13 protein-coding genes are annotated in these 16,260 nt (G+C 58.0%); 3 read left to right on the plus strand and 10 right to left on the minus strand.

Features of this window, described 5'->3' with window-relative positions:
• Positions 1-185 precede the first annotated feature (185 nt).
• Entirely contained in the window at positions 186-3,068 is a 2,883-nt protein-coding gene (locus tag AC4ANE_RS13780; RefSeq protein ID WP_002553627.1) for a bifunctional diguanylate cyclase/phosphodiesterase, read from the plus strand.
• Between the two features lie 178 nt (positions 3,069-3,246).
• Entirely contained in the window at positions 3,247-3,801 is a 555-nt protein-coding gene (locus AC4ANE_RS13785) for a hypothetical protein (RefSeq protein WP_002553628.1), read from the plus strand.
• Positions 3,802-4,022: 221 nt separating this feature from the next.
• Here AC4ANE_RS13785 and AC4ANE_RS13790 read toward each other — a convergent pair whose 3' ends face one another.
• From AC4ANE_RS13790 to AC4ANE_RS13825, 8 genes are all read right to left on the minus strand, one after another.
• A complete protein-coding gene (locus AC4ANE_RS13790; protein ID WP_002553629.1) occupies positions 4,023-4,961 on the minus strand; it encodes a carbohydrate kinase family protein in 939 nt (312 codons plus the stop codon).
• A 22-nt stretch (positions 4,962-4,983) separates the two neighbouring features.
• Positions 4,984-6,465: a xylulokinase gene (gene xylB / locus AC4ANE_RS13795; protein WP_002553630.1), complete on the minus strand. Its 1,482-nt coding sequence runs from the start codon at positions 6,463-6,465 to the stop codon at positions 4,984-4,986.
• A 9-nt stretch (positions 6,466-6,474) separates the two neighbouring features.
• Positions 6,475-7,956 carry a mannitol dehydrogenase family protein gene (locus AC4ANE_RS13800; RefSeq protein WP_044320720.1) on the minus strand — a complete coding sequence of 494 codons (1,482 nt, stop codon included), beginning with the start codon at positions 7,954-7,956 and terminating at the stop codon, positions 6,475-6,477.
• Positions 7,957-7,973: 17 nt separating this feature from the next.
• Positions 7,974-9,080 (minus strand): ABC transporter ATP-binding protein, encoded by a 1,107-nt coding sequence (locus AC4ANE_RS13805; RefSeq protein ID WP_002553632.1) that lies wholly within the window; start codon positions 9,078-9,080, stop codon positions 7,974-7,976.
• Positions 9,081-9,110: 30 nt separating this feature from the next.
• Positions 9,111-9,944, minus strand: a complete 834-nt coding sequence (locus tag AC4ANE_RS13810) for a carbohydrate ABC transporter permease (RefSeq protein ID WP_002553633.1) — start codon at positions 9,942-9,944, stop codon at positions 9,111-9,113.
• A gap of 10 nt (positions 9,945-9,954) precedes the next feature.
• Positions 9,955-10,887: a carbohydrate ABC transporter permease gene (locus AC4ANE_RS13815; RefSeq protein ID WP_002553634.1), complete on the minus strand. Its 933-nt coding sequence runs from the start codon at positions 10,885-10,887 to the stop codon at positions 9,955-9,957.
• 87 nt (positions 10,888-10,974) lie between these two features.
• Positions 10,975-12,297, minus strand: a complete 1,323-nt coding sequence (locus tag AC4ANE_RS13820) for an ABC transporter substrate-binding protein (protein WP_002553635.1) — start codon at positions 12,295-12,297, stop codon at positions 10,975-10,977.
• 240 nt (positions 12,298-12,537) lie between these two features.
• Positions 12,538-13,443, minus strand: a complete 906-nt coding sequence (locus AC4ANE_RS13825; protein WP_002553636.1) for an AraC family transcriptional regulator — start codon at positions 13,441-13,443, stop codon at positions 12,538-12,540.
• A gap of 129 nt (positions 13,444-13,572) precedes the next feature.
• Between AC4ANE_RS13825 and cobF the strand changes: the two genes are divergently transcribed.
• Entirely contained in the window at positions 13,573-14,331 is a 759-nt protein-coding gene (gene cobF / locus AC4ANE_RS13830; protein ID WP_002553637.1) for a precorrin-6A synthase (deacetylating), read from the plus strand.
• Here the strand turns inward: cobF and AC4ANE_RS13835 are convergent.
• Both AC4ANE_RS13835 and AC4ANE_RS13840 read right to left on the minus strand, forming a co-directional pair.
• The gene (locus AC4ANE_RS13835; RefSeq protein ID WP_002553638.1) at positions 14,328-15,662 is read right to left on the minus strand and encodes a glycosyltransferase; all 1,335 of its coding nucleotides are present in this window, start codon (positions 15,660-15,662) and stop codon (positions 14,328-14,330) included. The genes cobF and AC4ANE_RS13835 overlap by 4 nt on opposite strands.
• Positions 15,655-16,014 (minus strand): response regulator, encoded by a 360-nt coding sequence (locus AC4ANE_RS13840; RefSeq protein WP_002553639.1) that lies wholly within the window; start codon positions 16,012-16,014, stop codon positions 15,655-15,657. Before AC4ANE_RS13840 ends, AC4ANE_RS13835 begins: the two co-directional genes overlap by 8 nt.
• Between the last annotated feature and the right edge of the window lie 246 nt (positions 16,015-16,260).

Raw genomic sequence — 16,260 nt, forward strand, 5'->3', positions numbered from 1 at the left:
TCGCGACACACCTGAATCTGACCCGTATGGCAGCCGTGTAGTGCCCCACGTCACATGGATGTCATCTGACAGGCAAAGGGTCTGCCAAAAAGGTATGAACTTTGCAACAATGCAGCAGCACACTTGTTACCTTTGGTCATGGTTTTTACGGATGACCGTCGTCGGCTCATGCATCTGGTGTTTCCATGACAGTCTCACATCTGGCCACGGGTATATGCCCAAGCGTAGCGTTCAGTCCAGACACCACGTTGGCTGCCAACCATGACAGATTCGCCAGTCACGCGCCCATCGACGCACTTTTGAGCGCTGCACGGGAACAGATACCGGATATCGCCTGGGCGGCCTACGCTGCAGGCGAGCTGAAATGTCTGCTCGGGCAGGGCGACCCTGCAGTCGTCTGGCCTGCGCACATCGCTGCTGAAGACTTCGACACATACTGTGCTCAATTGCAGCTTCATTGCCGAGTCGCCGGGCAGGGCGAGGGCGTGTTGGGCTGGGTGCTGGCGCCAATGGCTGAAAAAGACCATCCCGCGCTGGTGGATCTCGCTGCCAGACTGGGTTCACTGTTGCAGACCGCTGCGTTGATCCGGGCGCAGAACACCCAGCGGGTTCTCTATGAAATCAGCCTGCTGGCCAGCTCCACGCTGGATCGCGGGGCTTTTCTGCAGGGTATTCATGAGCAGTTGAGTGCGCTGATCGATGCCGAGAACTTCTACGTCGCGCTGTATGACCAGCAAAGCCGCAAGATCACTTATCCGTATTACATCGACCGTTTCGATGACGAAGCGATGGGCCACGAGACGTTCGAATTCATCGACGCCGATCGAATGTCGCTCACCGGGTATGTCTTGAGCACCGGGCAACCCTTGTTTCTGGAAGCAGCCTGTATCGAGCGGGCAAAAGCCGAAGGTCGTTTTTTCTGGGTGGGGCGTCTGCCGGAGTTCTGGATGGGCGCGCCCTTGAAAAACGCCTCGGACGAAGTATTCGGCATGGTCGCGATGCAGGTCTATGACGTGTCCCGCGTCTACAGTGCTCAGGATCGCGCGTTGTTTTCCGTGGTGTCGCGACATGTGGCGATGGCCTTGGACCGGCTGTTGCGGCGTACCGACCTGGAGCAGATTGTGGCACTGCGCACGCAACAGCTTTCGGCAGCCAACGACGCCCTGCGCCAGGAAGTGCGCGACCGTGAACGCGCCGAGCATTTGCAGAGTGCCCTGTTCCAGATTGCCGAGCTGTCCAGCCAGCCCGGCGACATGAATGAGCTGTTTCGCAGCCTGCACATGATTGTCGGCGAGCTGCTGGTAGCGCTCAATTTCTACATCGCCCTTTACGACAGCGCCACAGGCGAAGTGACCTTTCCTTACTACATCGACGAATACCAACACACGCCGCCACGTTCACGGCGTGGGCAGCGTGGCTTTACCGAGTATGTGATAGGTCAGCGGCGACCCTGTCTGATCGATTACGACGATGCCCGCAGGCTGGAAAGCCTCGGCGAAATCGAGGTGCAAAAAAACACTGGTCGTTCTTCTTCCTGGCTGGGCATTCCGTTGTTCGATGGCGAGCAAGTGCGCGGCGTCCTGGTGGTGCAAAGCTATTCGAAGGATGTCAGCTATACCTTGCGTGATCAGGAACTGCTGACCTTTGTCTCTCGCCACATCGACACGGCACTGTCCCGGCGCAGTGCGGCAGAAGCGATCCATACCGCCAATGTGCTCCTGGAAGCCCGGGTTCGCGACCGGACCCGGGAGCTGGACCAGGCCAACGCCAGGTTGCAGCATGAAAACTCCCACGACTCGTTGACCGGGTTGCCCAACCGCAGTCACTTGCAACATCGCCTGAAACAGGCATGGCAAGACTTTTGCCTGAACGGCCAGCAGCTGATTGTCATGTTCATCGATCTGGATCGCTTCAAGATGATCAATGACAGCCTTGGCCACCACTGCGGCGATATCCTTCTGGTGCAGGCCGCCGAGCGGCTGCGCAGTTGCATGCGTGAAGGGGATCTGCTGGCCAGGCTTGGAGGTGACGAATTTGCGGTGCTAAGCATCGATGCACCGTTACAGGCCGGTACGGATATAGCCCAGCGGATCCTGACCGCCTTCGAGCAACCGTTCGTGATTGACGATCACAGTGTCTTTTCTTCTTGCAGCATCGGCGTGGTGGGTGCTGACAGCCGCTTTCATGAGGAGCCGGCAGACCTCTTGCGTGATGCCGACACCGCCATGTACCGGGTCAAGAATGGTGGGCGTGACAGCTTCGCCGTGTTCAATCAGGCTCTGCGTCGGGAGGTGTCGGATCAGGTCGAGCAAGAGGGAGCGTTGCGCACGGCCCTGAAGCGTACTGATCAACTGATCCCCTATTTTCAGCCGGTCATCTGTGTCAGGACCGGAGAGTTACTGGCGTTCGAAGCGTTGATCCGCTGGCGCATGCCGGATGGACGGATCGTCGGGCCGGAAAGCTTTTTGCCCGCGCTGGAGGGTTTGCGCCTGATTGGTCGTCTGGATATCTACATGCTCAAATGCGTGGTGAACATCCTGGCGCAACCCGAGAACGGCCACTGGCCGCCAGTGCATGTGAACTGCTCCAGCTACAGCATCACCCGCCCGGCATTCGCTGCAGAAGTGCTGGCGATGCTTGCTGAACAGAATGTTGCGCCCTGGCGTCTGTGCCTGGAACTTACGGAGGGGGCACTGGTGGCCGACTCCGAGCAGGCACGCCTGTCAATGAAGCAACTGGCCGAGCAGGGCATGTCGGTCATGCTGGACGATTTTGGCGCGGGGTTTTCTTCGCTCAGCTATGTGCATCAGTACCATTTCAGCGGCTTGAAAATCGACAAATCGTTTATCTTCGGACTGGCCTCCAGCATACGCAGCCGGGCCATCGTGCGGGCCATCGTACGCATGGCCGAATCCCTTGATCTGAACGTCGTCGCCGAAGGTGTCGAAGATCTGGAAACACTCGAGTTGCTGCGCGAGATCGGCGCGACCCAGGCGCAGGGTTACTACTTCTCTGAACCTTTGCCGATCGAGCTGTTGAACGTCAATACCGGTCGTGCGGCAGGCTGAAAGCAGCCTGTGTCGGTGAATGTTTGCCGCAAACGGCAGAATGTATGGGTTTTTTTGACAGTGCCGATCATGAGTATCTGAATTTAAATTATAAAAATCAGTAACTTATGGATTTACTGTGCACTTGGCACTGGACTTGCTGTTGAACCTGCGCAACAGGTTCATCAGGAGGTGAAAGATGATTATTGGCACGAGTGCGCTTGAGCAGCTTGTTTCCCGGGCTGTGGTTGGGCGCAAAACCGTAGATGAGGTGTCTCAGGACGCATTCAGCTCGGTTGCCGCCGCTGGCCTGACATCAGGTTCGGCACCGGTTACCACGCCGGTCAGCAATTCAACATCGCAAGACAGCAAGCAGGACAACAGCGGTTACAACGAATCCTTCGCGCGGATGATGATCAATCTCAAGTCTGCCGGTGATTCGTCACTGTCGGAAAAGACGGCTGATCGCGACAACGGTGTCATCGGTTCAGTGGCCAGCGCCACCAGCACCACTGACACTGCATCGACGGGTTCGGTAGAACAGAAGTTCATGGACTCTCTGAAGCAGACGGCCGAAGAGAAAGTGCGCGAGAAGCTGACGGGCATCACCCAGAAAGACTACGACGCCATGGCACCTCAGGACCAACTGGCCATTGACCAGAAAGTCCAGGACGCGCTCAAGGACAAGCAGAACAACGTTGCGGATGACATCAACACCCGCATCAGAGGTATCAAGGCCGGGATGGTGGCTTGACCAGGCAGTGGGTTCGGTTGCTTGTTCGGCGACTGTAATGGCTCTTTCGTGAGCAAGCTCACTCCCACAGATGGAATGCTTTCCAAATGGGAGTGAATCCTGAAACTTCTCCCGCTTGGAACAGGTTCGGAATGTGGGAGTGAGCTTGCTCACGAAGACTTTATTTCATGCGTTACATGTTGCGGATGTACCGCTGTTTTTGTTTCTCGTCGAAAACTGAATCACCCCAACTGATGCCGATACGGCAGATCCGGCCCGACCTTTGTGCAGGTCAGCGCGGCTGCGCCGACGGCAAAATTCAGCATCTCGTCCAGGGTTTCCCGTGACAGCGTCGACAAGCCTTCTGGCGTATCGAGCTGACGCTCGCTGAGGAAGGTCAGCAGCGCCGCCTGAAAAGTATCCCCGGCCCCGACGGTATCGGCGGTGACCACCGTTTTTGCCGGCACTGACCAAGTACCATGCTGCCGGGTAAAGACGCTGGCACCTTGCGTGCCGCGGGTGACGATGACCAGTTGCGTACGCTTGCCGAGCCAGCCTTCGGCGATTTTTTGTGGATCGCTGTCCGGGTACAACAGGTGCAAATCTTCGTCACTGACCTTGATCAGGTGCGCATGTTCGGCGAACGCTGCGATCTGGCTGCGCCAGCGCTGAATGTCCGGTGCCGGGTTGAGGCGCACGTTGGGGTCCAGTGAAATCAGGCGCGTCGCACTTTCGCGGGCGACCAGCGCCAGCAGTGTGTCGGCAATCGGCTGCACCACCAGCGAAAACGAGCCGACGTGAATGCCGCGTACCTGCGCATCGAGTTCCGACAGATGTTCAAGGCGCAACTGCCGGTCCGCGCAGCCGTCGCCGCGAAAGCTGTAAGTCGGCGAGCCGTCGCTGCCCACGGCGACCATGGCCAGTGTCGTGGGCGCGTCGAACTCAACCAGGTGATCGGTATTGACCGTTTCCTTTTCCAGCACGGCACGCAGACGGCGGCCCAGGTAATCGGTGGACAGCCCGGCAAAGAAGCCTGCCTCCACACCCAGGCGGCGCAGTCCGATCGCAACGTTGAATGGAGAGCCGCCGGCAATCGCATCAAACCCCAATCTGTTCAGGGAACCGCTGTCATCAGCGCGGGTAAAAATATCGAACAGTGCTTCGCCACAAACCAGAAACATAAGTGCTCCATGAAAAAACGGTTCAAACCTTGCGCAGTTGCGCCTGATAACGCTGATAGACCTGCTGATAGGCGGCCACATTATGCACCACGGGGTGCGTCTCACTGCTTTGATCGAGACTTACACAGCGTTCGCACAGTTGCTGCAGGCCCTCAGCCTTGCCGTCGGCATGCGACCAGCACCATGCGGCCTGAATGGCCGCGCCCAGCGCGGCGGCTTCTGCGTGGTCGGTGCAGATCACCGGAGTATTCATGATGTCAGCTACGATCTGCCGCCATACCGCACTTTTGGAACCGCCGCCAATCAGGCGGATTTTCTCGCTTTTGATACCACTGTCGCGCAGCAGATCCAATCCGTAGCGAAGGCCGAAGGTGGTGCCTTCGACCACGGCGCGGGACAGGTTGGCCTGGGTCAGATTGGTACTGTCCAGCCCGACGATGCTGCCAGTGGCATCAGGAAGCGCGGGCACGCGTTCACCGTTCAGAAAAGGCAATATCAGCACGCCTTCGGCCCCTATCGGAGCCTCGGCGACGGTCTGGTTGAAACCAGCGATATCCAGAGCGAATAGCTCACGAATTGCCGTAGTCGCATTGGTCAGGTTCATGGTGCAGATCAATGGCAGCCAGCCACCAGAGGATGAGCAGAAGGTAGCGACCGACTCATGCTCGCTGACCCGCGCCTCATCGGCGTAGGCATAGACAGTGCCTGACGAGCCCAGGCTCATGGTGATCAGACCGGGCTGGATATTGCCCGTGCCAATGGCGCCCATCATGTTGTCGCCGCCACCACTGGACACCAGTGCTGCGGGGTTCAGGTCCAGCAGTCGGGCGATTTCAGGACGCAGCACGCCAACCGCTTCGTGTGCTTGCACCAATTGCGGCAGCGCCTTGCCCAGACGGCCGCTCGGGTCGATGTGCGCGAGCAGCGGCAGGTCCCACTCACGGGTGCGCACATTGAAATAACCGGTGCCCGATGCGTCTCCGAATTCAGTGCAGCAGCGGCCGGTCAGCCAATAGTTGAGGTAGTCGTGGGGCAGCAGCACCTTGTCTATACGCTCAAACAGCTGCGGGTACTGTTCCTTGGTCCACAGCAGTTTGGACACGGTATAGCCCGGCGCAATGACCAGGCCAAGGCGTTGCAGGGAACCCTGCGCGCCGCCCAGGTAATCCAGCAAGCGCTGGTTTTCAGGAGCCGATTCGGTGTCGCACCACAGTTTGGCCGGGCGCAGCACCTCACCTTGAGCATCGAGTAGCACCAGACCATGTTGCTGGCCCGATACGCCGATGCCGAGAATCTGCTGCCCCGACACGCCAGATTGTGCCAAGGCATCGCGGGTGGCCTGTTGCAGCGCATTCAGCCATTGCCCTACGTCCTGCTCGCGGCGGCCGTTATGGTCGCTGATCAGGCTATGCGAGGCCGAACCCTCGCCCAGCACAGTACCGCTTTCGGTATCGAGCACCAGTACCTTGGTGCCCTGGGTGCCGCAGTCAATTCCAAGAAACATGGGCGCACCTCAAAGGCGGTTGGCCAGAAGTTTTTCCAGCGTGCCACTGACGCCCAGTGTGCGCAGGTCATTGAGGTTCTGCTCGAACGCTGCGACAAACTCGGCTGATTTCGGAATGGCAACGCCAAATATTTCCTCAACCTGCAACAGCCGCTGGGTAATCAGCGCGTCGTCGGCCACCAGTGCCTGACAGAACTCGGCGCGCGGGTCGGGAATTTTGTAGGTCGTGCCGTTCTCGTCGACACCCTTCAGATACAGCGCCCACGCGGCAACGACCAGCGAGGCGCGCTCGAAATTGCCCTGATCGACGATCAGACGATTGATCGTCGGAATGGTGAATTTGGGGAATTTGGACGAACCGTCCGAACAAACCCGCTCCAGCTGATCGGCGATCGCCTGGTTGGAAAAGCGCTCGATCAGCGTGTCTTTATAGCCTTCCAGGTCGATGCCCGGCACCGACGCCAGCTGCGGCGTGACGTCCAGGTCCATGTAAGCGCGGATGTAGCGCACGAACAACGGGTCATTCATGGTTTCGTGGACAAAACGATAACCCTTGAGGAAGCCCAGATAGGTCAGGGCAAGATGGCTGCCGTTGAGCAGCTTGATCTTCATTTCCTCATAGGGCGTTACATCATCGGTGAACTGCACGCCGACCTTTTCCCAGGCCGGGCGACCGTTGACGAACTTGTCTTCCAGCACCCATTGCACGAACGGTTCGCAGACCACCGGCCAGGCGTCGTCGATGTGCTTCTCGTCCGCCAGCTTCAGCCGGTGAGCAGCGCTGGTCATGGGGGTGATGCGGTCGACCATCGCGTTGGGGAAGCTGACGTTGTCTTTGATCCAGTCATGCAGGTCGGCATCGCGCAAGGTGGCAAATGCCAGCAGCGCCTTGCGAGTGACTGCGCCATTGTGCGGCAGGTTATCGCAGGACATCAGGGTAAAGGCTGGCGTACCTTCGGCACGGCGGCGCGCCAGTGCAGCGCAGAGGAAGCCGAATACCGTCTTTGGCTGGTCCGGGTTTGCCAGGTCATGCTGGATCTGTGGCAGATGCGCCATGAACTGGCCATTGCTGTCGTCGATGCAATAGCCGCCTTCGGTGATGGTCAGCGAGACGATGCGAATGTCCGGGCTGGCTAGCTTGTCGATCAACGCCTGAGTGCTGTCTTCGGCCAGCAGCATGCCGCTGATCGAGGCAATGACGCGGGTTTCGGTATCTGGCGTGTCGCCCAGTTCGTAGAGCGTGTACAGATAGTCCTGCTGCGCCAGTGCGTCACGTACGGCTTTGTCTTCAGGGCGCAGACCGACGCCGCATATACTCCATTCAAAGCCTTCGCCGCTGTTCATCAGTGCATCGGTGTAAAACGCCTGATGCGCCCGATGGAAGCCGCCAACGCCGATATGGGCAATGCCCTGGCGAGTGCTGTCGACGGTGTAGGCGGGCAGGGCAATGTCGGTGTCCAGTCGGGACAGATTGTTTTTGGTCAGTTTCATGAAGGGCTCTCCGGAACTCAGGCGGCGACAGTCTGCAAGGCTTTGGCAATCACCAGACCTTGATCGTCGAACAGGTGGCATTGGGCACTGTCCAGGTGCAGGTTCAGCGTCTCGCCGTACTGGCTGGCCAGGTCGCCACGAATACGCATGGTCAGCGCCTCGCCCGAACGGGTGCGCACGTGACAGTACGTGTCGCTGCCAAGACGTTCGCTGACATCGGCAATCACCTGCAACTGGCAATCTTCGCTCTGGGCAAGGTTCAGGTGTTCCGGGCGGATGCCCAGCGTTACAGCCGCGCCAACGCTCTGTCCTGCGACATTGACCGGCAGACTGATGCGCGTTCCTGCATCCAGCTCGACCTCACAGCCGGCGTTGTCCACTCGACTGATCTTGCCCTTGAGGAAGCCCATTTTCGGCGTGCCGAGAAAGCCTGCGACAAACAGATTGGCCGGGTGGTGATAAAGCTCCAGCGGCGAGCCGACCTGCTCGACCTTGCCGCCGTTGAGCACCACCACCTTGTCGGCCAGGGTCATTGCCTCAACCTGGTCGTGGGTCACATAGATCATCGTGGCCTGCAGCTCTTTGTGCAGGCGCGACAGCTCCAGGCGGGTTTGCACGCGCAACGCGGCGTCGAGGTTGGACAATGGTTCATCGAAGAGAAAAATCTTCGGATTGCGCACGATGGCCCGGCCAATCGCAACACGCTGTCGTTGTCCACCGGACAACTGCTTGGGTTTGCGTTCCAGCAACGGGCCGAGCTCCAGAATACGCGCGGCTTCATCGACCTTCTTCTTGATCTCGGCCTTGTCGCCACCCGCCAGGTCCAGTGCGAATGACAGGTTCTTGCCTACCGTCATGTGCGGGTAAAGCGCGTAGGTCTGGAACACCATCGCCAGATCGCGTTTGGCCGGCGTGACCTGGGTAATGTCGCGGCCATCGAGTTCGATGGTCCCCGAGGTGACCTCCTCAAGCCCGGCGATGAGCCGCAGCAGGGTGGATTTGCCACAGCCCGAAGGCCCGACAAAGACCACGAACTCGCGGTCATTCACGTCCAGATCGATACCCTTGATGATTTGATGACCATCAAAGCCTTTTTGCAGGTTGCGGATGCTCAGGTTAGCCATGTTGGATTCCTTCTTGTTCTTTGAGGCGGGCTATTTGACAGCGCCGAACGACAGGCCGCGAACCAGCTGCTTCTGACTGATCCAGCCGAAAATCAGGATGGGCGCACACGCCAGGGTCGAGACCGCCGACAGCTTGGCCCAGAACAGCCCTTCGGGGCTGGAGTAGGAGGCGATCAGTGCCGTCAACGGTGCCGCTGCGGACGAGGTCAGGTTCAGTGACCAGAACGCTTCGTTCCAGCACAGGATCAGCGATAGCAGTGCTGTAGAGGCCAGCCCGCCCTTGCAGATCGGCATCAGCACGCGAAAGATCTCCTGGCGGGTGCTGGCTCCGTCCAGCCGTGAGGCCTCGAGGATCTCACCGGGAATATCCTTGAAATAGGTGTAGATCATCCAGACCACGATCGGCAGGTTGATCAGCGTATAGATGATGATCAGCGCCAGCCGCGAATCCAGCAGGCCAAAGGTCTTGGCCAGCAGGTAGATCGGCATCAGCACGCCCACTGGCGGCAGCATCTTGGTCGAGAGCATCCACAGCAGGGTGCTTTTGGTGCGTTTGGTTTCGAAGAACGCCATGGAATACGCCGCAGGAATGGCGATCAGCATGGCCAGGGCGGTGGCGCTGAAGGAAATCAGCACCGAGTTCCAGGCAAAGTGGAAGTAATCGCTGCGCTCCTGAATGTGCAGGTAGTTTTCCAGCGTTGGGGTAAAGAACAATTGCGGCGGCGTCGCAAATGCGTCGATCTCGGTCTTGAAGCTGGTCAGCACCATCCAGAAGATCGGGAAGAACACCAGCGCAGCGATCAGCCAGGACAGGCTCCCGAGTAGCAGGCTTTGCAGGCGGCGTGATTGTTTGAGGGTCATCATGGCAAGGTCCTCATGACTTGTCGGTGAGGTTTTTGCCGATCATCCGGATCAGGATGATCGCCGCGATGTTGGCGATTACTACGGCGATCAGTCCGCCCGCCGAGGCCATACCCACGTCGAACTGCAGCAGCGCCTGGATGTAGATCAGGTATGCCAGGTTGGTCGAGGCAAAACCGGGGCCGCCATTGGTGGTGGTGAATATTTCAGCGAACACCGAGAGCAGGAAGATCGTCTCGATCATGACCACCACGGCAATCGGCCGTGCCAGGTGCGGCAGGGTCAGGTGCCAGAAGATCGCGATGGGGCCGGCTCCATCCAGACGCGCCGCCTCTTTCTGTTCCTGATCCAGCGACTGCATGGCGGTCATCAGGATCAGAATCGCGAACGGCAGCCATTGCCAGGACACGATGATGATGATCGACAGCATCGGGTAATGGGCAAACCAGTCGATGGGCTGCGCACCGAAGAACTTCCACACCGCCGCGAGTACGCCGGACACCGGATGGAAAATCAGGTTTTTCCAGATCAGCGCGCTGACCGTGGGCATGATGAAGAAGGGCGAGATCAGCAGAACGCGGACGATGCCGCGGCCGAAAAACTCACTGGCTTCGAGCAGCGCCGAGATCAGCACGCCGAGGATTACACTGATCGCCAGCACGCTGCCGACCAGCAGCAAGGTGTTACCGGCACCGGGCAGAAAGCCGCTGTCGGTGACGAAATACTGGAAGTTCTCCAGCCCGACGAACTCGTTTTCGCCGGGGGAGAGCAGGTTGTAGCGGATCAGCGAGAAATAAATGGTCATGCCCAGCGGCACGATCATCCACACCAGCAGAAGCGCCACTGAAGGACTGACCAGAAACCAGCCCGGCTTGAATCGACGGCTTTTGAGCGGTTGCTGTTCGCCGGACAGGTCCGTGCGTTCAGGGGAGGCTGAGGTATTCATGGAGAGCTCCGAACCGGATTGCACCAGAGTTGTTGCGCAGTTGAGCGGCAGGGCGAAAGCATCGGCTTTCGCCCTGGTGCGTGACGGTTACTTTTTCGGGTAACCCGCTCGTTTCATGTCACGTGCAGTCGCTGTTTGCGCATTCTGCAAGGCTTGATCCACAGTGGACTGGCCTATAAGTGCTGCGGAGAACTGCTGGCCGACGCTGGTACCGATGGCCTGAAACTCAGGAATGGTGACCAATTGAATACCTACGTAAGGCACTGTTTTGAGCGATGGCGATTTGGGATCGGCCTTCTTCAGCGACTCAAGCGTGATATTGGCGAATGGTGCGGCTTTCTTGTACTCATCGGTGTAGGTCGAGGCACGGGTGCCTGGCGGCACGTTGGACACACCGTCGGTATCGGCAACCAGTTTGGCGTACTCTTTCGAGGTGGCCCACTGGGTGAACTCGGCAGCATCCTTGGTGTTCTTGGCGCTGGTCGGGATCGCCAGCGACCACGAATACAGCCACGACGAGCCCTTGTCGGTTACTTCATGCGGGGCGTAGGTGAAGCCGACGCTGTCGGCCACTTTGCTCTGCTTCTTGTCGGTCACGAACGAACCGGCAACGCTGGCGTCGACCCAGATGGCGCACTTGCCGCTATTGAACAGCGCAAGGTTTTCGTTGAAGCCATTGCTGGAGGCACCCGGAGGGCCGGACTGCTTCATGGTGTTGACGTAGAAATTCAGCGCATTCTTCCACTCTGGCTGATCGAACTGTGGCGTCCACTGCTCATCGAACCAGCTTGCACCATAAGCGTTGGCCAGCGTGGTGATCAGCGCCATGTTTTCGCCCCAGCCAGCCTTGCCACGCAAGCAGATGCCGTACTGTTCCTTGGACTTGTCGGTCAGTTTGCCAGCGAATTCGGCAATCTGTGTCCAGGTAGGACGCTCGGGCATGGTCAGGCCGGCGGCATTGAACAGGTCGGTGCGGTAGTAAGTGATCGAAGCTTCAGCATAGAACGGCAGGGCGAACAGTTTGCCATCCGCCGACAGGCCTTCACGCACCGAGGGGAAGACATCGTCCAGTTCATAACTGGCAGGCAGGTCTTTCATTTCCTGCAGCCAGCCTTTCTTGCCCCAGAGTGAGGCTTCGTACATGCCGATGGTCAGCACATCGAACTGGCCGCCCTTGGTGGCGATGTCGGTGGTCAGTCGTTGGCGCAGGACGTTCTCTTCCAGCACGACCCAGTTGAGCTTGATGTCGGGGTGCTTTTCTTCGAAGGTCTTGGAGAGGCGCTGCATGCGAATCATGTCGCTGTTGTTGACCGTGGCAATGGTCACGGTGCCTGCCGTGGCGCTGCCACTGAAGACGAAACAGGTGCTGAGCACGGAACTGGCGAGCAGAAGTTTTGCTGAGTTCTTCATTGATCACTCCTCTTCCACGCCCAGTGAGCAGTAGAAGGATGGTTATTGTTTTTTTCTCTTCCGGAGGTGAGGAAGATGTGGATTGATTACACCGGCGTTCGGTCGGAAAGACAAATCCTGCGCCGCACTCTGACTGATACTTTTTTGCACTGATGCACGAAAGGCCGATAGAGCCGAATCGCCCATAGGCTGGCTTCGCCGCATCTGCAGCGTAGACGATAGGCGCAAGGGCAGGGTGAATCAGTACAGGTTTTGTTCGGTCAGGCGCTGCACGGCCAGGCGGCGATAATGCGAGGGCGTCATGCCCTTGAGTTGCTGGAAGCGCCGATTGAAGTTGGAGATATTGTTGAACCCGGATTCAAAGCACACATCAGTGACCGGTTTGTCGCCATCAGCCAGCAATTCGCACGACTTGCTGATGCGCAGTCGATTGACGAACTCTACAAAGCATCGCCCCGTGGCCTGCTTGAACACTCTGGAAAAATAGGTTGGCTTCATGCCCAGATACTCGGCCACTTCCTCCAGCGGCAGCTCACGGCCATAGTGGGCAAAGATGTAATCCACCGCCCGGTTGGTGCGATCGACGCTGTGCTCGTCAGCCGTATGGGCGACCGCAGTGCCAGAGAGCAACTGATAGTCGTCGCTGGCCGCCAGCAACTCGAGAAGAATGAAGAAATGACCCAGGCGGGTGATGCCCCGTGAGTCGGCAATCTTCTGCATCAGCTTCATGGCCTGACGAATCGTACGTTTGCAGCGAAATTCGATGCCGTAGCGGGCGCGTTCCAGTAATGGCGTCAGGGTTTTTAGTTCGGCAAACACCTGATTGCCACTTTCCAGCAGTTCATCGGTGAAGTTGACCAGCATGTCGCGTTTGGCCACAACTTCACCCTCATCGATCTGGCTGATCCAGTTATGCGGCAGGTTGGGGCCGGTCAGAAACAGGCTGGCAGGGTTGAAATTGCCGATGTAATCGCCGACAAATACCTTGCCTGAGCTGGCCACAATCAAATGCAGCTCGTATTCCTTGTGAAAGTGCCAGCGCACCAGCGGACAGGGGAATCCGTGCTCGCGATAAATGATCGACAGCCCGTTGTGGTCGTCCATCAATTCGTAGGAAGGGTCGGCGATTCTTGTTGTTTTACTCATGGCTATGTCGTGTTCAGCAGTTGCCAGAACGATAATGTGCCTGATTTTCAGCTTCAATGCCCGGTCGCTGACAAAAATCACCTACGATCACGCGTCTCACATGATTTGCCACAGTGGAGTGGTTATCCGATGAAACAGATCCTGCTGATCGGCATGGGGGCCGGTGATCCCGAGCAGATTACCTTGCAGGCCATTGCCGCGCTGAACCGTGCCGACGTGATCTTCATCCTCGACAAGGGCTATGTCGACGATGAGCTGCTGCGTCTGCGCAAAGCGCTTTGCCAGCGCCATATCACTCATCAGGGCTACCGTTTGGTACAGGTTCAGGACCCACGGCGCGAAGGCGACCCTGACGTCTACGAGCGGGGTATCGAGAGTTGGCACGAGCAGCGCGCTGCATTGTTCGAACGGCTGTTGACCGATGAGCTTGGCGCAGATCAGGTTGGTGCATTTCTGGTCTGGGGCGATCCGTCACTGTATGACAGCACCATGCGCATCCTTGACCGCGTATTGGCGCGCGGCAGGGAAACATTCGAATATCAGGTGATTCCCGGCATCACCAGTGTCCAGAGCCTGGTGGCGCAACACCGGATACCGCTCAATCGTATTGGTGAGTCGATTCACATCACCACAGGGCGACGCCTGGCGGCGGCAGCGCTTGAGCAACACAGCAATGTCGTGGTGATGCTGGATGCACAGTGCACATTCGAGCGTTACGTCGGGCACGGGCTGGATATCTATTGGGGCGCTTATCTGGGCACCGCGGACGAGATACTGGTGTCTGGCAGGCTCGATGACGTGTGTGAGCAGATCAAGCTGTTGCGCGCCGAAGCGCGCGACCGCAGGGGGTGGATCATGGATACCTATCTGCTGCGCAAACCAGCTTAGACCGTATCTTCAGCCTTGTTACGGTTCTTGGCTTCGATCCACTGCGCCATGTACTTGGTGCTCTTGTGGTGATGATGGCGAAGCATGGCGCCGGTGAAGTTCGCCAGACGATGCTCGGGCAACTGGTTACGAAGGGTCTGAATGCGCTGGATCAGGCTCGCACAGTGTTGCCGATGCTGGTAACGCGCCTGCAGCAACGCCAGCCCGGCGTTCTGCGCCTCTAGCCAGCGGGTCTGGTCTTGATAGAGTCTGACCGCAGCATCAGCGATGTCTTTCGGGTTATCGGCGATGACGCCAGGCCACGGCAGCCCGCCGCTCATGGCTTCTGCGCCGATCACAGTGGTGATTGACGGAGTGCCGCAGAGCATGGCATCCATCAATTTGCCCTTGATGCCGGCACCGAAACGCAACGGCGCAAGACAAATGCGTGCTGATGACATGACCCGCAACGCATCTTCAGCCCAGTGCTTCACATGAAACCCTTGAGCGCCATTGTGCAGCGCTGTTGCCTTGGGTGGCGTGTAGGCACCGTAAATATGCAGCTGCGCTTCAGGCAATTGCTGACGGATCAGCGGCCAGATTGCGGTTTTCATCCATAGCACCGCATCCCAGTTGGGGGCGTGACGGAAATTACCGATGCTGAGGAAGTGCGCGCGTTCTGCAAAAGGCCGAACGCTGTCGGGAACGCCGTCAATCATTAGCGGACACCAGTGCAGCAGCGAGGCGGGCAGCCCAAACGAACCGGTCAGTAATGCCATTTCAACGTCGGATGTCATCAGGTTCAGGTCGCAGCGATACAACGATGCGACCTCGCGCTGCGCCAGCTCACTGGAGGCGATCTGCTTGAAAAGCCCCGGCGTTGAAGTGTCGCAAATATCGCTCGGATCACCCGCGGAATCGCTGTTCAGCGAGTCCTTCAACATCTGATGGCGTGCATGGCGCAGGCTTTGAAAATCCGACGTTTCCAGAATGCGCAGGGCGTCGGGGCATTGTTGCTCGACGCGCCAGCCGAACTGCTCTTCGATCATGAACTGATCAAAAACAACGATATCGGGCTGCAATTTGCTGACAAACAGGTCAAAACTGCTGTCATTGAGCGCGATTCGTACTTCCTCGATGCCCAGGCTGACCAGGTCGGCCCTATGTTCACCTTCAGTGGCAGGGCTGGCAAAGGTAATCTGCCAGTTCTGCTCGAGGAAGCATTGGATCAGTTGCATCATGTGCCCGCTGGCAGCCGAAGAGCGTGGCTCGGGCCATACGTAGCCGATGATCAATACACGTGTACTGGCGTGCGTGTCGGTGTGACTGAAAGCAGCTTTGATGTCAGTCAAGGATGCTTTTTACCTTGTCACGCAACTGGTCGATCGAAAAAGGCTTGCCGATCGAATGCATGCCTGGCGGCACATCGATGTTCTCGGAATAACCGCTGGCGAACAGTACAGGCAATTGAGGCCGCAGTTCGATGACCTTTTTAGCCAACGCGGTGCCCTTCATGTCGGGCAACCCCTGATCAGTCATCAACAGGTCGATGTGCCTGGTATCGTCAACAACGAAAGTCAGGGCTGAAGTGGCGTCCTCGGCTTCCAGTACCTTGTATTCCAGCTCTTCGAGCACGTCGACAATCAGCATGCGCACAATGGCGTCGTCTTCGACCACGAGAATGGTGCGGGCTGTGTCCGGCATTGTTGACTCCTTAAACCTGAAAAATGGTGATAGCGCAGACAGCATGGAATGCCATGCTTCCTTTTCCGGCAGCTCAGAGTAACCGAGCGCCGTCCTGTCCACTGTTGATACTGTCCCTGTATCAGTAAATAAAAACCGGGTGGAAGTTCAATCGGCGCACAAATACGGTGAATTGTGAGGGTGATTGATGGCTTTACGTCATGAACGCGATATGTGCGTGAGCTTATCACCGATTTATGTGTGAAA

This window comes from Pseudomonas sp. Pme6b (assembly GCF_058129925.1).